A 20,537-nucleotide genomic window follows, 5' to 3' on the forward strand; every position below is an offset into this window, starting at 1 on the left:
TTTTTATTTCAAAGTCTTCTTGCTTATTGGTAACCCAATAATTTCATGACTTGTTTTGAGTTTTGCTCTTCGCCAAACACCTCATAGTTAAATGTCTCATCTCTATTTCTGCGGATTAAAACATGCTTTGGTGATGGCAGTAAACAGTGGTGGATACCTCCGTAACCGCTCAATACTTCTTGATAAGCTCCCGTATGGAAGAATCCAAGGTATTGTACTTTTCTTGTTTTCGGCATAAATACCGAGTTCATATGTGCTTCCTGGTTATAGTAATCTTGGCCATCACAGGTGATACCACCAAGGTTAACACGCTCATATTCTGAATCCCAATTGTTGATCGGTAACAAAATATACTTCTGGTTCAAAGCCCAAACATCAGGAAGATTGGTGATAAACGAACCATCCAACATCAACCATTTCTCACGGTCGTTCTGTTGTTTTCTGCCCAATACCTTATAAAGGATACCTGAAGCCTCCGCAACGGTGTATTTACCAAATTCTGTAATGATATCTGGTTCTACCACCTCATGGTGCGCACAGATCTGCTTGATGCGGTTTACAATTTCATTGACCATGTATTCATAATCGAAATCATGAACCAATGAGTCTTTAAATGGCATACCTCCACCAATATCCAAGGTATCCAGATCAGGATTGATCTTTTTGAACTTACAGTAAAGGGTCACATATTTCTCCAACTCATTCCAGTAATATGGTGTGTCAGAAATACCCGAATTGATAAAGAAGTGTAATAACTTCACTTTAAAGTGCGGGTTATCTACGATCTTGCTGTTGTAGAAGTCGATAACGTCTTCCATACGGATCCCTAATCTGGAAGTATAGAATTGTGAATCTGGCTGTTCTTCCGCTGCAATACGGATACCTAAGTTGCAAGGTTCAGAAAGCTCAACTTCATCATCATACATGTTGAATTCCTCTTTATTGTCCAAAACTGGAATGATATTGTGGTATCCATCATGCAACATATCGACGATATATTGTTTGTACTGGTAGGTTTTAAAACCATTACAAATTACTGTAATGTCCTTGGTGACTTTTCCTTGTCTCTCCAGCGCATCAATCATTGGCATATCAAAAGCCGAAGAGGTCTCCAAATGGATGTCATTCTTCAATGCCTCTTCAACGATGTGTTTGAAATGCGATGATTTAGTACAATAACAGTATTTATATGATCCGCGATAATTATATTTCAACATGGCTGTTTGAAATAAGATCTTCGCTTGTTGTATCTTTTTGCTGATAATGGGTAAATAGGTAAAACGTAGGGGAGTACCGTACGTTTCTATCATTTCCATCAAATTCAAATCGTGGAAGTACAATTCGTCATCGATGATATCGAATCCGTCTTGCGGAAAACCAACACTTAAGTCAAGAAATTCCTGATAGCTCTGCATTTTTTATTATTTTTGGCAAAGATATGCTTTCACGATGAATACCTAAATAATCAATGCGTTATTTTTTAAATTCATTATCAGAAAGTTACGAATATTACGAAATATTTACATGGCAAAATCAATCCAAGAGCTGCTTATTGAGAAGACAGTTGAAGCGGTAAATGCATTGTATGGAGCGGAAATCCCTGCTTCTCAACTCGCATTACAAGAGACTAGAAAAGAGTTTGAAGGTCAAATCACTTTAGTTGTATTTCCGGTTACCCGATTTTCTAAAAAATCTCCGGAAGTTACTGGAAATGAAATAGGTACTTATCTAAAAGAAAACATTCAAGAGATCAGCGACTTCAATGTGATCAAAGGTTTCTTGAACCTCAGTTTCTCTGATGAATACTGGATAGAACTGTTGAACAAAACCATCCTCCCTGATTCATTCGGAAAATACCCTCAAAACGGTAAAAAACTGATGGTGGAATATTCTTCCCCAAATACCAACAAACCTTTGCACCTAGGTCACATTCGTAACAACTTATTGGGCTATTCCGTGGCTGAAATCCTTAAAGCTTATGGTTATGAGGTGATAAAAGCCAACTTAGTCAATGACCGAGGGATACATATCTGTAAATCCATGCTTGCTTGGCAAAAGTTCGGTAACGGTGAAACACCTGAATCCGCTGGTTTAAAGGGCGACCATTTAGTGGGTAAATATTATGTGGTATTCGATAAAGAATACAAAAAGGAAATTGACCAGCTGAAACAAGATGGCCAAACCGAAGATGAAGCTAAAAAGAATGCTCCATTGATGAAAGAAGCACAAGTGATGCTCCAAAAATGGGAGGCAAACGATGCAGAGGTCATCAACCTTTGGAAAACCATGAATGGCTGGGTATATGCTGGATTTGATAAAACCTACAAACAGCTGGGTGTAGATTTCGATAAATTCTATTATGAATCTGAAACTTACCTTTTAGGTAAAGACATCATACAAGAAGGTCTTGAAAAAGGTGTTTTCTTCAAAAAAGAAGACAACTCTGTTTGGATCGATCTAACCGATGAAGGCCTTGACCAAAAGCTGGTGCTTAGAGGTGATGGTACTTCGGTATATATCACTCAGGACTTAGGTACTGCGCAATTGAAATATGATGAATTCAACATGGATGAATCCATCTATGTTGTAGGGAATGAGCAAGATTACCATTTCAAGGTGTTGTTCGCCATCTTGAAAAAACTAGGCAAGGAATGGGCAAATGGCCTTTACCATTTATCCTATGGCATGGTGGACCTTCCTTCCGGCAAGATGAAATCCAGAGAAGGAACAGTCGTAGATGCCGATGATCTAATGGCTGAAATGATAGAAACGGCCAAGGAAAGAACAGAGGAATTAGGTAAGACCGAAGGCTTTAATGAAGAAGAAAAAACTTCGCTTTACCAAACCATCGGTATGGGGGCCCTTAAATATTTCTTGTTAAAGGTAGACCCTAAAAAACGCTTGCTTTTTGATCCAAATGAATCCGTGGATTTCCAAGGTCATACCGGCCCATTTGTACAATATACCCATGCAAGGATTAAATCAGTGCTTCGCAAAGCGGAATATACTGGTGCCGATGTGAAAACACCTGCATCCATTTCAACTTATGAGCGCGACTTGATCCAGGCATTGGCAAATTATCCTGCTATCATCGAAGCTTCTGCGCAAGAATTCAGTCCTGCGCAATTGGCTAACTATGCTTATGATCTAGCAAAACTTTATAATAAATTTTATCACGAGGAAACGATCCTTAAAGCTGAAGACGAAAATGTCAAAGGTTTCCGTCTGCAAATGTCTGCTTCGGCAGCAAGGATTATTGCGGAAAGCATGAACATGCTAGGGATCCAAGTACCGGAAAGAATGTAACTATGAAAAATCTTAAAGTCGGATTAATCGGATTTTCAATAGGGGGGCATGTTTTTCATGCCCCATTTATTGATGGCAACCCTGGACTAGAATTATACAAAGTCACCGCACGCAAACCGGAACAACAGAAAATGTTGGCCGAGCGCTATCCCAATGCTATCGGAGTATTGTCGGCAGATGATATCATCAATGATCCTGAAGTGGATATCGTTGCGATCGCTACATCCAATGATGTGCATTACAGTTTAGCGAAAGCTGCTCTTGAAGCAGGTAAGCATGTGATCGTTGAAAAACCATTTACTAATTATAGTTCTGAAGCTGATGAATTGATTGCATTGGCAAAAGAAAAGGGACTTCTACTTTCCGTACATCACAATGCACGTTATCATTCAGACTTCAAAACCGTTAAAAAAGTAATTGAATCTGGAAGATTGGGTCGGGTGGTGAATTATGAAGCGCGTTACGACCGTTTCAGGAACTTCTTGAGAGCTGGAGCTTGGCGTGAGGAGAACCTTCCGGGGTCAGGAATACACTATGACCTAGGTGCTCATTTGATCGATCAAGCATTGCAGGTCTTTGGAAAACCAGAATCCATTTTCGCTGACCTCCGTGTTCAGCGCGATGGGGCCAAGGCTATTGATGATTTCGAATTTATCCTGTCATTTCCAGGGATTAAGGTGTCCCTTAAAGGACAGATGCTAGCTAAGATCTCTACTGCCAGATATGCGGTCTATGGTATGAACGGCTGTTTTGTGAAATGGGGCGTAGATGCTCAGGAAGCTTTATTGCGTGATGGAGCGGTTCCCGCAAAAATCCAAGACTGGGGTATGGAAGATCCAGCTTTTCAGGGTACCCTTTCCATTCTGGAAAATGGAAAAGATGTGGAAGAGAAAATTGAAAGCGAATATGGGTCAGGACAAGATTTCTATAAGAATATTGTCGCTACCATCAAAGGTGAGGAAGGCTTGTTTATCAAACCTGAGCAAGCGCGCGATGTCATTCGCATATTGGAGCTCGCAGAAAAATCTTGGGCAGAACAAAGAACCATTTCTTTGGAAGGAGAGCTGATTTCCTAATGAAAGATTATGACGCGATAATCATTGGAGCTGGTGCCTGCGGACTGATGTGCGCAGTACAGGCAGGATTGCTGGGAAAAAGGACTTTGTTGATTGAACGCAATGAAAAACCTGGTGCCAAGATCCTGATCTCTGGTGGTGGTCGATGTAACTTTACAAACCTATATACCTCAACAGATAATTTCGTTTCAGAAAATCCGAAATTCCTTAATGCTGTGTTTTCCCAATGGACGGTGGAAGATACCATTACCTTCTTTGAACAATTTGGGAATATTGAAGGCCATGAAAAGACCTTAGGTCAATTATTTCCAGTCTCGAATAAAGCCAAGGATATTGTCGCTGTATTTACCAAGTTGATGTATGATACAGGGCAGGATATCTGGTTAGATACCTTAGTGACTGATGTGCAGAAAACAGATGCCGGATTCGAAATCAGCTATGAGAAAAACGGTAAAAAAGCTAAAATATCTGCACCTAAAGTCGTTTTAACTACCGGAGGTTTACCTGTTGCCAAATTAGGGGCATCCGATTTTGCCATCAAGCTGGCGCGTAAGTTTGACCATAGGATAGTAGAGACTGCACCTGCTTTGGTCCCTTTGACGATTACTGGTAAAGATGCAAATTGGTATGCTTCGCTTGCGGGAAATTCCGTGTTCTCCAGAGTCTATAACGATAAAATCTCCTTTGAAGAAAATATACTCTTTACCCATTGGGGACTAAGTGGTCCAGCAATCCTACAGATTTCTTCCTATTGGAAACCTGGAGAACAGTTTACCATTGATCTCTTGCCGAAATTCAATTTGGAAAACTTGATCAAGGAAGAAAGAAACAATGCTGGAAAAAGGACTATTGGGCAGTTATTGAACGACCATTTTACTAAAAAGATGGTGGATGCCTTAGGTGAGTTCCTGCCTATTCAGCTAAAAATAGCCTCCCTGAGTAAGGCTGATGCCAAATTGGTATCAGAGAGCATCCATAAGTTTAAAGTTAAACCTGCCGGAGATAAGGGTTATGATAAGGCTGAGGTTATGCGAGGAGGGATAGCCACTGATGAATTGAGCCCAAGAACCTTGGAAAGTAAAAAGCAGGAAGGGCTTTATTTTGGAGGGGAAGCAGTGGATGTCACCGGTTGGTTAGGTGGTTACAATTTCCAATGGGCATGGGCGGCTGGCTTTGCTATCGCACAAGATATTTAAGAGAAACTTGCTGACAATAAAAAAGGCTGTAACTTTTAGGTACAGCCTTGGTAATTATTTTGGAAAAAGTAGTTTCTTGTTCTTGGGTTTATATGATTAAAACTTGTGCTCTAAAAGACCTTCTTTTTTAATGTCAGTAATGTTAGCCTCTATTTTTTTTACTGATTTGTTGTCAACCAAAATTTCTAGGTTCACTTTTCCTGGTTTGTCTACTGTAGTTTTGATTTTCAATGCAGCGTTCTTAGCTGGAGCCGGTCTTCTCAATCTGATTTCTCTTGGAAGTTTGTCTGTGTCTTTAACTGCGATAGTTGAATCTTGACCTTTGTATCCAGTTACCACTAAAGATTTTAACTTCAAATCTTTTACCTGAGAGTTAATTCTGTAGACCACATTTACTATCTTGGTCTTTTTCTTTGTTGGTTTTGGATCCTCCTTTTTCGTGCAAGAAATAGTTGTCAATGCGCCTGCCATTGCTGTAACAGCTAATAATGTCCTTAAAAATGTAGTAGTTTTCATGTTAAGTTATAAATAATGTTTAATAAATAATTAAAAAGAACATCTTGTCGACTTATGTTTTATCATATAACGACAATAAAATTTAGCTCGCTACAGGCGAAGTGAAAAATATTTACTTTTCTTGTTAATTATTTTTCAATTCTATCAAAAATGTATGTTTAGCCTTATTCCATTGAATTTTTCGTAGTTTTGCACATTGAAGCAAACTGGTTCTATCGCTGCATGTTACATGGAGAGGAAAGTCCGGGCAACATAGGGCGATACGCTTCCTAACGGGAAGGCTGATTTTTTATCAGACAGCAAGTGCCACAGAAAATATACCGCCCCTCGGGGTAAGGGTGAAAACGTGAGGTAAGAGCTCACGGATTTGTATGGCGACATACATCTCGGTAAACCTCGTATGTTGAAAGACCAAATAGGTTGCAAGATTAGGAAGCGGCTCGTTTTCTGCCTTCGGGCACTTGCAATGGGTAGGTTGATGGAGTCTGTGTGTGAATGCAGACCTAGATAAATGATAGAAATTCTTATTTTAGAATACAGAACCCGGCTTACAAGGTTTGCTTCTTTTTTTTAATAATTGTACATTTTCTATTGCCTATAAACAAGTGTGTTAAGTTATGACAACAATTTTAATTATAGATGATGAGCGCCCAATCCGTAGCTCGTTACGTGACATCTTGGAATATGAAGACTACAAAGTCCTCGATGTCGACAACGGTGAGGACGGTCTGAAGATCTTGCAGAAAGAAAAAATCGACTTGGTATTATGTGATATCAAGATGAACAAAATGGACGGTATGGAAGTACTGACCGCTGCTAAAGAATTTTCCGACATCCCGTTCATCATGATCTCAGGTCATGGTACCATCGAAACAGCTGTTGAAGCTGCTCGTAAAGGTGCTTTCGACTTCCTGGAAAAACCTCTTGACCTCAACAGGTTATTGATAACCGTAAGGAATGCCCTGGAAAAAGGCTCCTTGGTCAAGGAAACAAAAGTCCTTAAGCGTAAAATCTCCAAAACTAAAGAAATCCTTGGTGACTCCTCGGGTATCAATTTGATCAAAGATACCATTGACAAAGTTGCCCCAACAGAAGCCCGCGTATTGATCACTGGGGCCAATGGTGCCGGAAAAGAATTGGTCGCGCGTTGGCTGCACGAGAAATCCTCTCGCTCTAGCTCAACCTTGGTCGAAGTTAACTGTGCCGCAATCCCTTCTGAATTGATCGAATCTGAATTGTTCGGCCATGAAAAAGGATCCTTTACCTCAGCGGTAAAACAGCGAATCGGAAAATTCGAACAAGCTAACAATGGTACCCTTTTCTTGGATGAGATCGGTGATATGAGCCTTTCTGCTCAAGCAAAGGTATTGAGGGCATTACAGGAAAATAAAATTACTAGGGTAGGTGGCGAAAAAGAAATCGATGTCAACGTGCGTGTGATTGCTGCAACCAACAAAGATCTTTTGAAAGAGATTGAAGAGGGCAACTTCCGTATGGACTTGTACCACCGTCTTAGTGTTATCTTGATCCATGTGCCTTCTTTGGCCGAACGTAAGGATGATATCCCAACTTTAGCCAATGCCTTCTGCGAAGAAGTGTGTGCAGAGTATAGCATGCCTGTCAAAGCTTTTACACCAGATGCCATGAAAGCCCTTCAATCTTTGCCTTGGAGCGGTAACATCCGTGAGCTAAGGAACATGATCGAACGCTTGATCATCTTGTGTGATAAGAAAATCACCGAAGAAGATGTATTGAAATTTGCCAACCCAGGCGGTCCGATCACTGCAAATAGCCTTGCCGGAAACCATACGAGCAATGGATTTGATATGGAGCAATTTACCTCTTTCCAAGACTTTAAAGACTTCTCTGAATGCGAATTCATTAAATACAAATTGGAAAGAAACAATTGGAATGTTTCCAAGACAGCTGATGACCTTGATATACAAAGAAGTCACCTGTACAGTAAGATCGAAAAATTCGGACTGAAAAGAGACTAAGCATAATATCTTGAAATATTATACAAACACAATACAACGAAAAAGGCCTGATCTAATCAGGCCTTTTTTTATTATACGTATATTTTAATACGTTGTTAATCGTTGAATTTCCGTTTTTGTCGACTATATAACATATATATAGCAACGGTCAAAACTATAATTCCGATTATTAAATACGGTAATGCAGATCCCTCACTCGTGCTAGCGTTGGTGTTGTCCTGTGCAAACAAACCAATAGATACTGCATTTAGTAGTACTAACACATTCCACTTTCTCATGATCAATTTGTTTTTTAAGTTTATATAATAATATACGAATAATATAACGCAAAAACCATGACAAAGCAAATGTATTAACAATTATTTAACCTATTAAATGCCAAAATCCGCCATTGTAATGATAATGTTACCCTGAAAACGTAATTGTCATCCATTTAGTTGTTTTTTTATTTCAAAAAACAAAAATTTTCAAATGAAATAGAAGGATATCTGATTGTATTTCAACCTCTTTATGGCCTAAATAGAAATCGTTCTAATACAAAAAAAGTGTTAATCCTTTTCAGGAAAAACACTTTCTATCTTAATTTAAAATGGAATTAAATGATTTCAGCTAAAAAATTACCCTGTTGATGGATAATTTCGCGCTTGGCGATAATTTCTTGAAGATTAATGGTTCCAATCACATATTTATGATCATCGCTAAAGAACCGCTCAGAAATACTGATAAAATCAATGTTTTCCAAAACATCCTCATCTTCATATCGGAAATAAACTTTTAGAGCATAGTCAGTTGAATATTCCACCTGTTGTGCCTCTAAATGTTTTTTGTACTCGTATTTGTAATCATATCTTAATGCAGCAATATCTGAAAGTACTGCAGAACCTGTAGGGTGGCCACCGGCTCCTTTGCCATAGAAAAATTGCTCATCGGCAAACGCAGCTTTAACCAATACCCCATTGTATTCGTTTTCTACATTCTGCAAGATATTGCCTTTGGAGATAAATTTAGGGAGAACATAAAGAACGACCTTGTTATTTGTTATCTCCTTGGCCAAAGGGATCAATTTAATTTTATAGTTTTTCTCTCTGGCATATCTGATATCGGCATTGCCCAATGTGTCGATCCCTAAATTCAGGATTTCGTCCGGGTTGATGTAGATGCCATAGGCATGAGATGCTACAATGGCCAATTTGTATTTGGGATCATATCCACCAACATCCAATGTCGGATCAGTTTCTGCAAATCCTAATTCCTGGGCTCTTTTCAATGCCTCATCATAGCTTTGGTTTTCATTGAAGATCTTGGAAAGGATGTAGTTGGAAGAACCATTGAAGATACCGCTTACAGAGTGTAAAAGCTCGTTGTCATAGTATTCTTCTAGGTTTCTGATGATAGGGATACTACCGCAGACTGCTCCTTCATATAATAGGGAAGTACCATGTTGATTTTGGATCTCGGTCAATTCCTCTAGATGGGTAGCGATCATTTTTTTATTGGCAGAAACAACATTCTTTCCAGTTGTCAATGCTCTTTTTGTAATCTCAAAAGCAGCTTCGGCATCATCGATCAATTCAACAACGGTATTGATCTCTGGGTCTTCCAGAATAGCATTGGCATCTGTGGTAAACAATTCCGCAGGCAAGGTCCTTTTTTTATCCGCGTTCTTGATAACAAATTTCTTGATCTCTAAGTTTAGGTTCTTTGTTTTTATGATATCGTATAAACCTTGTCCCACCACACCAAATCCAAACATCCCGATGGTAAGTTTCTTACTCATTATTCTTTAATTAAATTTAAGTGATTTTCTGCTTTTGTATTATGTTTCTCAAGAAAGTTGCCTATGACTTGAGTCAGGGTTTTTGTTTCAATCAAGAAGCCATCATGTCCAAAAAAGGAATGCAGCTCATAGTATTCTGCATTTGGAATATGTTTCGCGATGAATTCCTGTTCTTGTGGAGGGAATAGCACATCCGAAGGAATACCTATGATCAGGGCATTGACGCCCTCAATTGAGCTTAATACTTGCTCCACCTGTCCACGTCCTCTGCCTAGATGATGGCTATCCATGGCTTTGGTCAAATACCAATAGGAAAATGCATTGAATCTCTTGACTAATTTATCCCCTTGATAGGCTTGGTAGGAGGATGCTTTGTAAGCGTCTGTTTTGTCATGGTCCGATTCCACTTGGGTCGTTCCATAGGCATTGTATGTCCTATACGACAATAGTGCCATGCTGCGGGCCGCCTTTAATCCGTTCAATCCAGCATCATCCCTTTGCTCTTTAAAGCTGGAATCTGCTTCGATCGCAAGCCTTTGGCTTTCATTGAATGCGATACCCCACGGTGAGAAAAACGCATTTGTTCCGATAGCAATCAGATTATGGATCTTTATGGTTTTGGATACCGTCCATTCCAAAGCTTGTTGACCGCCTAGAGATCCTCCAATCAAGGTGTTGATTTCTTGGATCCCTAGATGATCAGCTAATAGTCCATGTGCTTTAACAATATCTCTGATCGTGAACTGAGGAAAGTCCGAATAATAGGGTAGGTTGGTATCAGGGTCAATGGATAGGGGATTCGTCGTCCCATAATGTGAGCCCAGTACATTGGCACAGATAATGAAATAATCCTTATCGTTGAATAACTCATTTTCGCCAAATAATCCTGGCCACCAGTCAAAAACATCTGAATTTGCAGTCAATGCATGACATACCCAAATTACATTGGATTTATCCTCATTTAGCTTTCCATAGCTATGGTAGGCTATCTGTAGGTTTGCCAGTTTTTTACCACTCTCTAATTCGAAGTCTTGGCTATATCCGAAAGTCTTTACACTCATTCTCTTTAATTATCTTCCTCCTAAAAAATCAGTTAAGCCCCCACTTACTTGATTTTGTCAAATGCTTGTGTTAAGTCTGCTTTAATATCGTCGATGTGCTCGATACCCACCGAAAGTCTCAATTGACCTGGAGCAACTCCAGCTGCTTTCTGCGCCTCTGCACTCAATTGTTGGTGTGTCGTTGCCGCAGGATGGATAATCAGGGATTTCGCATCTCCTACGTTCGCCAAATGGCTGATCAATTCCAAAGAGTCAATGAACTCATTCGCCTTATCAACTCCACCTTTGATGGTAAAGGATAATACCGCACCATATCCGTTTTTCAGATATTTTTGTGCATTCTGATGGTATGGGTGGTTTTTCAATCCTGGGTAGCTTACTTGCTCTACTTGTGGATGTGCTTCCAACCATTGTGCGATTTCCAAGGTATTGTCAACATGGCGTTGAACACGAAGAGACAAGGTCTCCAGACCTTGTACCAAAAGCCATGAATTGAATGGAGATAGGGCAGGGCCGAAATCTCTTAATCCTTCAACGCGAGCGCGGATAGCAAATTGAATGTTCCCAAACGGTCCGCCTTCACCGAATACATCCGAGAATACTAAACCATGGTAACCTTCAGAAGGCTCTGAGAATTGTTTGAATTTACCATTTCCCCAGTTGTAGTTACCGCCATCGATAATCACACCACCAATACTCGTTCCGTGACCACCGATCCATTTTGTTGCCGATTCTACAACCACATTGGCGCCATGCTCCAATGGTTTGAACAGATAACCGCCAGCACCAAAAGTGTTGTCCACGATCAATGGTAGGTCATGTTTCTTGGCAACCGATGCGATACGCTCGAAATCAGGAATATTGTAACTCGGATTCCCAATCGTTTCTACATAGATCGCTTTAGTTTTATCGTCGATCAAGGCTTCAATTTTATCTGCATCCGAATCTTCAGCAAATCTTGCCTCAATGCCTAATCTCTTAAAAGAAACCTTGAACTGGTTATAGGTACCTCCGTAAAGATTTGATCCTGAAACAAAGTTTTCACCTGCCTCGAGGATATTGGTCAAGGCCAAGAATTGTGCTGCCTGACCAGAAGACACAGCTACAGCTGCCACACCACCTTCTAATGCCGCGATACGTTTTTCAAAAACATCCGTAGTTGGATTCATGATCCGCGTATAGATGTTTCCAAATTGCTTAAGGGCAAATAAATTCGCGCCATGTTCCGCATTTTCGAAAACATAGGAGGTAGTCTGATATATAGGTAATGCTCTGGATCCAGTTGTAGGGTCTACATCTTGACCTGCGTGCACTTGTAGTGTTTCAAATTTAAGATTTTTGTTGTCTGCCATTTTTATGTTGATTATTGATGTTAGTAAATTGAATATATGATTTCCTTTCTTGCTGTGCTATTGGTCGTCTGTACTCTATTATTTTTGCACTTTTTCCTCGTGCTCAAACATAGTGACGACTATCGCATTCGGGTAATGCAAATAATACAGCTGGAAATAAATTGAATGTTGAGATCTGTTGCTGGTTTTCCAACAAGATACACTAATTCCGATTTTGAAAATTTTGAAGTCATAGTCTATTTCATTTATATGCTCCTGGGCTTTATTGCCTCGGACAGGAATTGGCACCTTTTCAATCCTTATTGAAGGTTGCCAGTGGGTCATTGAGCCAGTCTCTCGCCACTTCTTTATAAATCAAGACCATCTTTTTAGAGAGGTAATGATTAGCGTACCACTATCGAAGTACTCCGCAAATATAGTTCACGAAATTTAATTTTGCAATCTTTTTCTGAAAAGTTTATTCTTTGGCAGATCCCATTACCACTTTTCCCTATAAAGACCAGGGCTTCAACCTTTGTTAGTCCCTTCTCTAACGTCGGTTGAAGCCCCAATATTTTTCTGATATATATTTCCGATCAACTAAAAGGTAGTTGTCTTCGCATCACGCATTTGAATGATTTTGTCTACCACGTAGCGTGTATTCCCACGCCATGGTAATACGCCATGATATTCCTTATAATGAAGGTCAAAGGCTTTCCCGCTATTTAGTTCCAAGATATGGAAAACTGAGTCGTTTTCAATGGAGAATTCAAATTCATTGCTCGAAAGACCGGTCCCGGTCTTTTGCGAACGGATCCCCTCTTGGATCAGCTTTCCTTCGTAGGTCTTGAATAAATTTCCCTTTTTTACCGCATAATTCAAAACGCCAGATTTAACGCCTTCTCCAAATACAAAATAATATTTGAAATAAACAAATCCAGCAAAAGCCAGAAATAGAATAAGTAAAAACCAGCTGATGAATTTCTTGAACTTTGAACCTTTAGTGCTAGGTTGTGGGTTAGTTGTTTCCATTTTTTTTGATTCAGTTTCTATTTGGTAACAAAAAGAATACCTAAAAATAAAAAAGGTTGGCGAATTTCCATTGCCAACCTTATATTTTTTTTAACCTAGTAGCTGCATCTCTGCATCGATTGCTTCCTTGGTCTTGTCACTTACCGGAACCAATGGAAGCCTAACATGGTCTTTGCCAATCCCTTTCTTTTCTAGGATATATTTGACACCAGCAGGATTTCCCTCAATAAAACAAAGGTCAATGATCTTCAATAATTCCAAGTGAATGGCCCTTGCTTCCACATAGTTTCCTTCGCGACATAGATGTGCCAAGGCTGAAACTTTGGTAGGGTAGGCATTGCCGACAACCGAAATGATTCCGGCCGCACCCATCGCCATCATAGGCAATGTAACGGGGTCATCCCCAGAAATCAGGAGAAAGTCCTTTGGTTTATCTCGAAGGATCTCACTGAACTGTGCAAAATTCCCCGATGCTTCCTTGGTCGCTACAATATTTTTAAAACCCTTGGCCAAACGAACGGTAGTCGCTGGACTTATATTGCTGCCCGTCCTTCCTGGTACATTATAAAGGATAATAGGAAGTTTAGATGCCTCCGCGATTGCTTTGTAATGCTGATAGATGCCTTCTTGTGTTGGTTTGTTATAGTATGGAGAAACCGAAAGGATCGCAGCATAGTCAAGGATCTCAAAGTTCTTGATCTGTTCCACGATTTCATAGCTGTTGTTTCCACCAATTCCAGCTACCAATGGAATACGCTTATTAACGTGCTTCGAAGTAAATTGCCACAGCTTCTTTCGTTCATCTTGGGTTAGGGTAGCTGTTTCTCCAGTGGTACCCAATGAAACCAAATAATCAATGCCACCTTCAATCTGAAAATCTATCAGATTGCCGAGGCTTTCGTAATCTACTGTGCCGTCTGCGTGAAATGGAGTGACTAATGCCACTCCCGCACCTTGAAGCTCGTTCATCGTTTATGTATATTTATTTATTTTATTCTTATTTATTGATCATCGCCAGCAGCTGAACATCCGAGATCATCGGAACCTGAAGTTTTTCTGCCTTCGCTAATTTCGATGGTCCCATTTTGTCTCCTGCCACCAGATAGTTCAGTTTTGAAGAAATACTGCTCAACATCTTTCCGCCATGCGACTCAATCAGTTCTGTCAATTCTTCCCGCGAATGGTCCGCAAATACGCCCGATATCAAAAAGGTTTTGCCCAAGAGACTATCGCTAGCTAATAACACTTCCTTTTCTTCAATCTCAAACTGTAAACCCATGGCCTTTAGTTTTTCGATCTCTTCCCAATGCTCTGGATTAACCAGATAGGCATTGATGCTTTCGGCTATGCGCAAGCCTATATCCTGAACAGAAAGAATTTCATCTACGGTAGCAGCACGGATCGCATCGATGTTTTTGAAATGCTGCGCCAATTTCTTGGCTACGGTCTCACCGATATGTCGGATGCCCAAACCAAATAATACTTTCTCAAAGGGCTTATTCTTCGATTGCTCGATACCTTTCAGCATATTGTCTATGGACTTTTGCCCGAATCTTTCTATGCCGACCAGTTCAGGCTCCCTATCTTTTAGGGTATAGATGTCCGAAATTTTTCGGATCAATCCTAGCTTGAAGAACGTTTCGATGGTTTCATCGCCTAAGCCTTGTATATCCATCATCTTTCTGCCGATGAAATGTTGCAGCTTTCCTACGATCTGCGGTTTACAGCCATCCTCATTCGGGCAATAATGAACTGCTTCGCCTTCTTCCCTGATCAAGGTTGTGCCACATTCTGGACATTGAGTAGGGTATTCAAATGGTTTAGCTCCGTCGTGACGCTTTTCAACGTTTGCTGAAATAATCTTTGGAATGATCTCGCCGCCCTTTTCTACAAAGACCGTATCATGCTCGTGCAAGCCCAGTCGCTCGATTTCATTGGCATTGTGCAGTGAAGCCCGCTTTACTGTTGTTCCAGCCAACAGGACTGGTTTCAGGTTCGCTACGGGAGTCACCGCCCCTGTTCGCCCAACTTGATAGCTGATGCTGTTCAAGATCGTTTCAACCCGCTCCGCTTTAAATTTATAGGAAATTGCCCAACGCGGAGATTTTGCCGTAAAGCCCAATTCTTCCTGTTGTGCAAAGTCATTTACTTTGATCACGATTCCGTCGATCTCATAGGAAAGTTGGTGTCTGGCCTCATCCCAATGATGGATAAATTCCAGTACTTCCTCGATGGAATTGCACAGTCTACTATGTTCGCAAACTGGAAATCCCCATGATTTCACTTCCTCAATGCTATGCCAGTGGTCGTGGAATAATTTGTTTCTGTTATCACAGTACAGAAAATAAAGGAAACAGTCCAATGGTCTTTTTGCAACCTCCGAGGAGTCCTGTAACTTGATGGTTCCAGAAGCAAAGTTCCTTGGATTGGCATAGGTCTGCTCTCCATTTTCTTCCCTTTCTTTGTTCAACCTCAAAAAGGCCGATTTATGCATAAAGATCTCCCCACGGATATCGAAGCTTTCAGGATAGTCGCCTTTCCTCAGTTGATGCGGTATGCTGCGGATGGTCTTCACATTGTTGGTCACATCATCACCTTGGGTTCCATCCCCGCGGGTGACAGCCTGGACCAATTTTCCATTTTCATATGAAATAGAAATGGAAAGACCATCAAATTTCAATTCAGCAACGTATTGAACCTGATCACCAACTACCTTCCTGACCCTGTTGTCAAAGTCTTTTAACTCCTGTTCGTTATAGGTATTGCCCAATGACATCATTGGCCATTTATGACGAACCGTTTGGAATCTTTGTGTGATATCTCCGCCAACTTTTAGGGTAGGGGAGTTCGGATCTCTGAATTCAGGATATTGGAGTTCCAACGCTTCCAGTTCCTTTAATTTATGGTCAAAATCGTAATCGGAAATGGAGGGTTGCGCTAAAACATAATATTGATAATTATATTCGTTCAGCTCACGTGTAAGTTCTGTTATCTTCGCTTGAATATCAATTGACATAGACCACGAAAATACAAAATATATTAAGGGTAAAATAATTTAAAACAAAATTTGGCTACTCCCGTAATGTGTTGCTAAACAATGAAAATTATATGGGAAAAGATAATTCAGGACTTTCGCGATTAATGGAAATTATTTTCATGAAGGTCGCTGTATTTATGGATTTTATTCATGTAATAATCCCAAATAATGGAGTTCTTATATTGTCCTTTTTTGTTCTCTTTTTGTGCATATTTCTTTCTTTTCTTTGCTGTTTTGAAGAAATTCTTGAAAAAATACTGATGACCACGGCTGACAGCCCAAGCATCCGCCGTTTTTCCATCAAAAAGAAACTTGATTAAAGCAAAAAGATCCCACCATAATCGTAAGGATATTTTCCAAATCCCAGCAGCAACCGATAGGTTCTTTTGCATCATGACCAAATTGTTCCGGAAGTTGAGATAGGTCTTCTGCGGATTGCTGGTTTTTAAGGTTCCTCCGCCCACATGGTAGACAATGGAATCTGGACAATAGCCCACCTTGTAGCCCATTCGCTTTAATCTCCAGCAAAGATCGATTTCTTCAAAATGTGCAAAGAAATCAGCATCAAATCCTTCTGCTTCTTTCCAAGCCTTGGATTTAATGAACAGTGCGGCACCTGTCGCCCAGAACACCTCTTGGGCATCATTATATTGGCCTTGGTCTTTTTCAACTTTATCCAAGATCCGCCCTCGACAGAATGGAAATCCAAAATAATCAATATAGCCTCCGGCAGCGCCTGCATGCTCAAATTCCCCCTTGCTATGATATGCCTGAATCTTAGGTTGACAGGCTACCAATAATGGGTCTTGCTCCATATATGCGATGACTGGTTCAACCCAGTTCTCTGAAACCTCTACATCTGAATTCAATAGGATGTAATAATCCGCTTCCACTTGCTTCAAGATTTCATTGTATCCGCCAGCAAAACCTAAGTTCTCGCTGTTGCGAATGATCTTGAACATGGGGAAGTTCTCCTCCACATAACTAATGGAATCATCGGTCGATCCATTGTCGCCGATAATAAACTCTATATTTGGGTATGTACTATTAAATACCGAAGGAAGGAATTTCTCCAAGAAATACTTCCCGTTCCAATTTAATATGACAACGGCAACTTTCGGGTAATTTGACATTTAATTTCTTCTTTTACGCTTCCATCTACGATGGGACCATAACCAATAGGCAGGTTCGGAACGGATGATTTCTTCCGTAAACCTATTATGGATATGGGTAATCTCATGTTCTGGATAGGCATCTGGATTTTCCACCAAGGTGGTAAACTTACAGCTGTAATATCCTCTTTTCTTCTTTCTCCTGACCTCACAGAAAACCACCGGAAACTTCGTCAATCGTGAAATACGCTCGGCACCTGTATAAACCAAGGTGTCTTGGTTCAAAAATTCCATGAAATAATCAGAATCCTGATAGGTAGGTGTCTGGTCCGCTACAAACATACTAATATGCGGAACATTTTTCAACTTTATAATATGTCTTAAGATCTGTTTCATGGGAACCATTTCTGCTCCAAACCGTGAACGGATCTGATTATGAATCTTATTGAAGACTTTATTGTTTAAAGGTTTGTAGACAATCAGCTCGGGTACATCCATCATCAACGACAAACGGTGGATCGATAACTCCCAGTTCCCATAATGTGAGGTCACCCCAATCACCCCTTTCCCTTGGTCCGTATATTGATACACCTCCTCAGGATTCAATAATTCGATGCGCTTGATGACTTCTTTGGGCCTGATGGTCGCCATTTTTACCGATTCCACCAATAGATCGGGAAAATAACGGTAAAATTTATAGGCTATTTGTTTGATCTCTTCCTCGGGTTTCTCTGGAAATGCATTCCTCAGGTTCTCAAAGACCACTTTCTTACGATAGCCAAATACATAGTAAATCAGGACGAAAAGGAAGTCGGAGATCAGGTAAAGGCACCAAAAGGGCAGAAGTGATAGCAAATACAATGTCCCGTAAATCAGTTTTTCCTTCATGCCAATTTTAAAGTACTTTACAAATATCCCCAAATAAAGTTATTTTTGCGGACAAATTGAAGTGAATATTCGTTTATGTCAACAGGAATTCTTTTACCGGCACTCTACCTGCCTAATATCAGTTCTTTACAAACCATAAAAAATAACGATGGTCCCATTATCGTGGAACAGTTTGAAAACTTTCCCAAACAGACCTTCCGTACCCGAACCCAAATTGCTACAGCAAATGGGGTGTTGGATTTGTTAGTGCCTATACAGCACGGTAAAAAACAGAGACAGGTCATGAAGGATGTTTTGATCAATTACGACCATCCTTGGCAAAGGCTGCATTGGTTAAGTATTCAGACAGCTTACCGTAGCTCGGCCTATTTTGAATACTATGAGGACGATTTCCGTGAATTTTACGAAAAGGAATATAGCCATCTCCTGGAGTTTAATGTGGACCAATTGAAGCTGATCCTTAAATTGCTAAAGATCAACCGTGAAATTGTGCTCAGTGAAAAATATGAGGCAGAATCGCCTAACGAAATAGATTTTCGGAAAGCAATCCATCCTAAATTGCCTTCCCTAATACAGCAACAAAAGCCATATTATCAGTTGTTTGAAGATAAGAATGGGTTTCTCCCTAATTTGAGTAGCATAGACCTTTTGTTCAGTCAAGGACCCCAGTCGAAAAACTATTTCTAATCAGTTTTTATTTTCTTCTTGAAACAATTTCTTTATGTTTAGCGTTCTGTTTTTAAACCGTCTATTTCATGAAGAAAATTGTATTGATCTGCTTTTGCTTTTTTATGGCGATTTCAGCATTTGCACAAACAGGTGCTGATACCCTACATTACCGTAAAGTGTACTATTTTGGAGGAACGGGCCTTTCATTTCCTTTGGGGAAAACCAAGAACGTCCTCACCACAAAGCTATTTACGGGAAGTATGGGTCTGGATATCTCCTTGAAAAATCCAAAATATTACCTGCAACCCACCCTCTACATGTTGAGTTTCGGCTACGATCAACTATTGGATGATTCAGAATACAACCGGGTCTTAAAGAATGCAAGGTCTACGATGTATGTATTGAGTTTGGCAGGAGGGATGCGTAAGCAATGGGAACGCTTGAATACCTATGCTTATTTAGGTCCTTCCGGAGCGCTTAATATGGAACCGCGTTCTGAAGATAAAGGGGACGGTACTGTAGAACTTAATTATGAGTACAGTATATCCCCGGCCATAAAAATGGGGGTAGGGTCGGACTATAAGTTCAAGGGATTCTTCTTGGGCATGGAAGTAGGTTACCTGCACAATTTTAGGAAAATGCAGGGAAATCCGGTTAATGTGCTTTCAATAATGGTCGGTCTGAAGTCCGATATTACTAAATTAAGTGATAAAGTTGTAGAAGTTATTTCAAAATAATATAAAACTATTTTACTGATAATCAATGTGATATGTATATTCTTCAAAAAAAGCGGTCTTTTTTTTATGATTTCGCACAATATGGCAAGGTATATGTCGTTAATACACTATCTAGATAAATAGAAAATATTTAGGTTAATAATTGGTTTGGTAAAATACCTGGAGTTCTCCGCTCCGGGTATTTTTGTTTTTAGACCTTCCAGGAAAAATAAAAAAATATTCAATCGCTTATAATAAAGCGATTTAGTTACCGTTTAGATAGTAAATTCATAATTTCATAATTTAGGTTAATAATTGGTTTGGAAAAATACCTGAGATCCCCAATCTCAGGTATTTTTATTTTTTGGATTCCTGTGATGACAAGTTTTTAACTTATAGTGACACCTGGGGGTGAAACGAAGGGTCTCGGAACTATCCAATCTTCATTTGAAATAGTTTTTCTTCGTTACTTTTGGAGCCCAAAAGTAACCAAAACCGACGAAGGAGCTCACGGATACCAAAAAACAACTCGAATCCGTAACGCTTCGGCCCATTTAAGATGGCTTTTCGCACCAGCCATTACACATGAAAAGAATGCCTTGATGTCGGGAATATCTTTCAAAAGATCACCCCTTTTGATGGGATGACCTTTTGAAAGCATTCCAAGGCCAATCCCATCGCTCAGGACAACGGCATTCTTTCCATTTTTCCGCCATTGGAAATGAGCCGGAGGGCTAAAGGACTTCCTTCGGAAGGTGAAATGTTTGTTTGGAGAAACCCCTAGAGGGGTGGAATCTTTATAATGGATGACGGGTAATAAGAG

General features: G+C 40.0%; 16 protein-coding genes, 1 other RNA gene and 1 riboswitch. Of the genes, 7 read left to right on the top strand and 10 right to left on the bottom strand.

The window, feature by feature from the left end; translation table 11 throughout:
- Positions 1–23 precede the first annotated feature (23 nt).
- On the bottom strand, positions 24–1,415 hold the full coding sequence (locus tag ACWIB3_RS05020) for an arginine decarboxylase (protein WP_185213637.1): 1,392 nt from the start codon (positions 1,413–1,415) through the stop codon (positions 24–26).
- A gap of 109 nt (positions 1,416–1,524) precedes the next feature.
- Between ACWIB3_RS05020 and argS the strand changes: the two genes are divergently transcribed.
- Genes argS through ACWIB3_RS05035 form a run of 3 tightly spaced genes read left to right on the top strand, consistent with a single transcriptional unit; the run spans position 1,525 to position 5,578 of the window.
- Positions 1,525–3,306, top strand: a complete 1,782-nt coding sequence (argS, locus tag ACWIB3_RS05025; protein ID WP_185213638.1) for an arginine--tRNA ligase — start codon at positions 1,525–1,527, stop codon at positions 3,304–3,306.
- A 2-nt stretch (positions 3,307–3,308) separates the two neighbouring features.
- Positions 3,309–4,382 (top strand): Gfo/Idh/MocA family oxidoreductase, encoded by a 1,074-nt coding sequence (locus ACWIB3_RS05030; protein ID WP_454291060.1) that lies wholly within the window; start codon positions 3,309–3,311, stop codon positions 4,380–4,382.
- Positions 4,382–5,578, top strand: coding sequence for a BaiN/RdsA family NAD(P)/FAD-dependent oxidoreductase (locus ACWIB3_RS05035; RefSeq protein WP_185213651.1), 1,197 nt, complete (start codon positions 4,382–4,384; stop codon positions 5,576–5,578). The genes ACWIB3_RS05030 and ACWIB3_RS05035 overlap by 1 nt, the downstream gene beginning before the upstream one ends.
- Before the next feature lie 96 nt (positions 5,579–5,674).
- Here the strand turns inward: ACWIB3_RS05035 and ACWIB3_RS05040 are convergent, their stop codons facing one another.
- The gene (locus tag ACWIB3_RS05040; protein ID WP_185217227.1) at positions 5,675–6,094 is read right to left on the bottom strand and encodes a hypothetical protein; all 420 of its coding nucleotides are present in this window, start codon (positions 6,092–6,094) and stop codon (positions 5,675–5,677) included.
- A gap of 199 nt (positions 6,095–6,293) precedes the next feature.
- Here ACWIB3_RS05040 and rnpB point away from each other — a divergent pair.
- Positions 6,294–6,661: RNase P RNA component class A (gene rnpB / locus ACWIB3_RS05045), an RNA gene on the top strand.
- Positions 6,662–6,711: 50 nt separating this feature from the next.
- Entirely contained in the window at positions 6,712–8,091 is a 1,380-nt protein-coding gene (locus ACWIB3_RS05050; protein WP_185213641.1) for a sigma-54-dependent transcriptional regulator, read from the top strand.
- Positions 8,092–8,686: 595 nt separating this feature from the next.
- Here the strand turns inward: ACWIB3_RS05050 and ACWIB3_RS05055 are convergent.
- The 8 genes from ACWIB3_RS05055 to ACWIB3_RS05090 form a co-directional block, all read right to left on the bottom strand.
- Complete coding sequence (locus ACWIB3_RS05055) at positions 8,687–9,868, bottom strand: homoserine dehydrogenase (protein ID WP_185211465.1); 1,182 nt, start codon at positions 9,866–9,868, stop codon at positions 8,687–8,689.
- On the bottom strand, positions 9,868–10,929 hold the full coding sequence (locus ACWIB3_RS05060; RefSeq protein WP_185211466.1) for a homoserine O-acetyltransferase family protein: 1,062 nt from the start codon (positions 10,927–10,929) through the stop codon (positions 9,868–9,870). Before ACWIB3_RS05060 ends, ACWIB3_RS05055 begins: the two co-directional genes overlap by 1 nt.
- Before the next feature lie 44 nt (positions 10,930–10,973).
- Positions 10,974–12,281, bottom strand: a complete 1,308-nt coding sequence (locus tag ACWIB3_RS05065; protein WP_185211467.1) for an O-acetylhomoserine aminocarboxypropyltransferase/cysteine synthase family protein — start codon at positions 12,279–12,281, stop codon at positions 10,974–10,976.
- Positions 12,282–12,523: 242 nt separating this feature from the next.
- A riboswitch (SAM riboswitch) is annotated at positions 12,524–12,637 on the bottom strand.
- Positions 12,638–12,860: 223 nt separating this feature from the next.
- The gene (locus ACWIB3_RS05070) at positions 12,861–13,292 is read right to left on the bottom strand and encodes a hypothetical protein (protein WP_185211468.1); all 432 of its coding nucleotides are present in this window, start codon (positions 13,290–13,292) and stop codon (positions 12,861–12,863) included.
- 90 nt (positions 13,293–13,382) lie between these two features.
- Positions 13,383–14,261, bottom strand: a complete 879-nt coding sequence (dapA, locus tag ACWIB3_RS05075; RefSeq protein ID WP_313258864.1) for a 4-hydroxy-tetrahydrodipicolinate synthase — start codon at positions 14,259–14,261, stop codon at positions 13,383–13,385.
- A gap of 28 nt (positions 14,262–14,289) precedes the next feature.
- Positions 14,290–16,308: an NAD-dependent DNA ligase LigA gene (gene ligA, locus ACWIB3_RS05080; RefSeq protein WP_185217224.1), complete on the bottom strand. Its 2,019-nt coding sequence runs from the start codon at positions 16,306–16,308 to the stop codon at positions 14,290–14,292.
- Between the two features lie 122 nt (positions 16,309–16,430).
- Positions 16,431–17,462 (bottom strand): glycosyltransferase family 2 protein, encoded by a 1,032-nt coding sequence (locus ACWIB3_RS05085; RefSeq protein ID WP_185211471.1) that lies wholly within the window; start codon positions 17,460–17,462, stop codon positions 16,431–16,433.
- Positions 17,463–18,329: a lysophospholipid acyltransferase family protein gene (locus ACWIB3_RS05090; protein ID WP_313258861.1), complete on the bottom strand. Its 867-nt coding sequence runs from the start codon at positions 18,327–18,329 to the stop codon at positions 17,463–17,465.
- 75 nt (positions 18,330–18,404) lie between these two features.
- Here ACWIB3_RS05090 and ACWIB3_RS05095 point away from each other — a divergent pair, with 75 nt between their 5' ends.
- Both ACWIB3_RS05095 and ACWIB3_RS05100 read left to right on the top strand, forming a co-directional pair.
- Positions 18,405–19,016 carry a WbqC family protein gene (locus tag ACWIB3_RS05095; RefSeq protein ID WP_313258858.1) on the top strand — a complete coding sequence of 204 codons (612 nt, stop codon included), beginning with the start codon at positions 18,405–18,407 and terminating at the stop codon, positions 19,014–19,016.
- A gap of 68 nt (positions 19,017–19,084) precedes the next feature.
- On the top strand, positions 19,085–19,735 hold the full coding sequence (locus tag ACWIB3_RS05100) for a hypothetical protein (protein WP_185211474.1): 651 nt from the start codon (positions 19,085–19,087) through the stop codon (positions 19,733–19,735).
- Positions 19,736–20,537: the final 802 nt, after the last annotated feature.

The sequence above is a fragment of the Sphingobacterium sp. NPDC055431 genome (genome assembly GCF_053644255.1).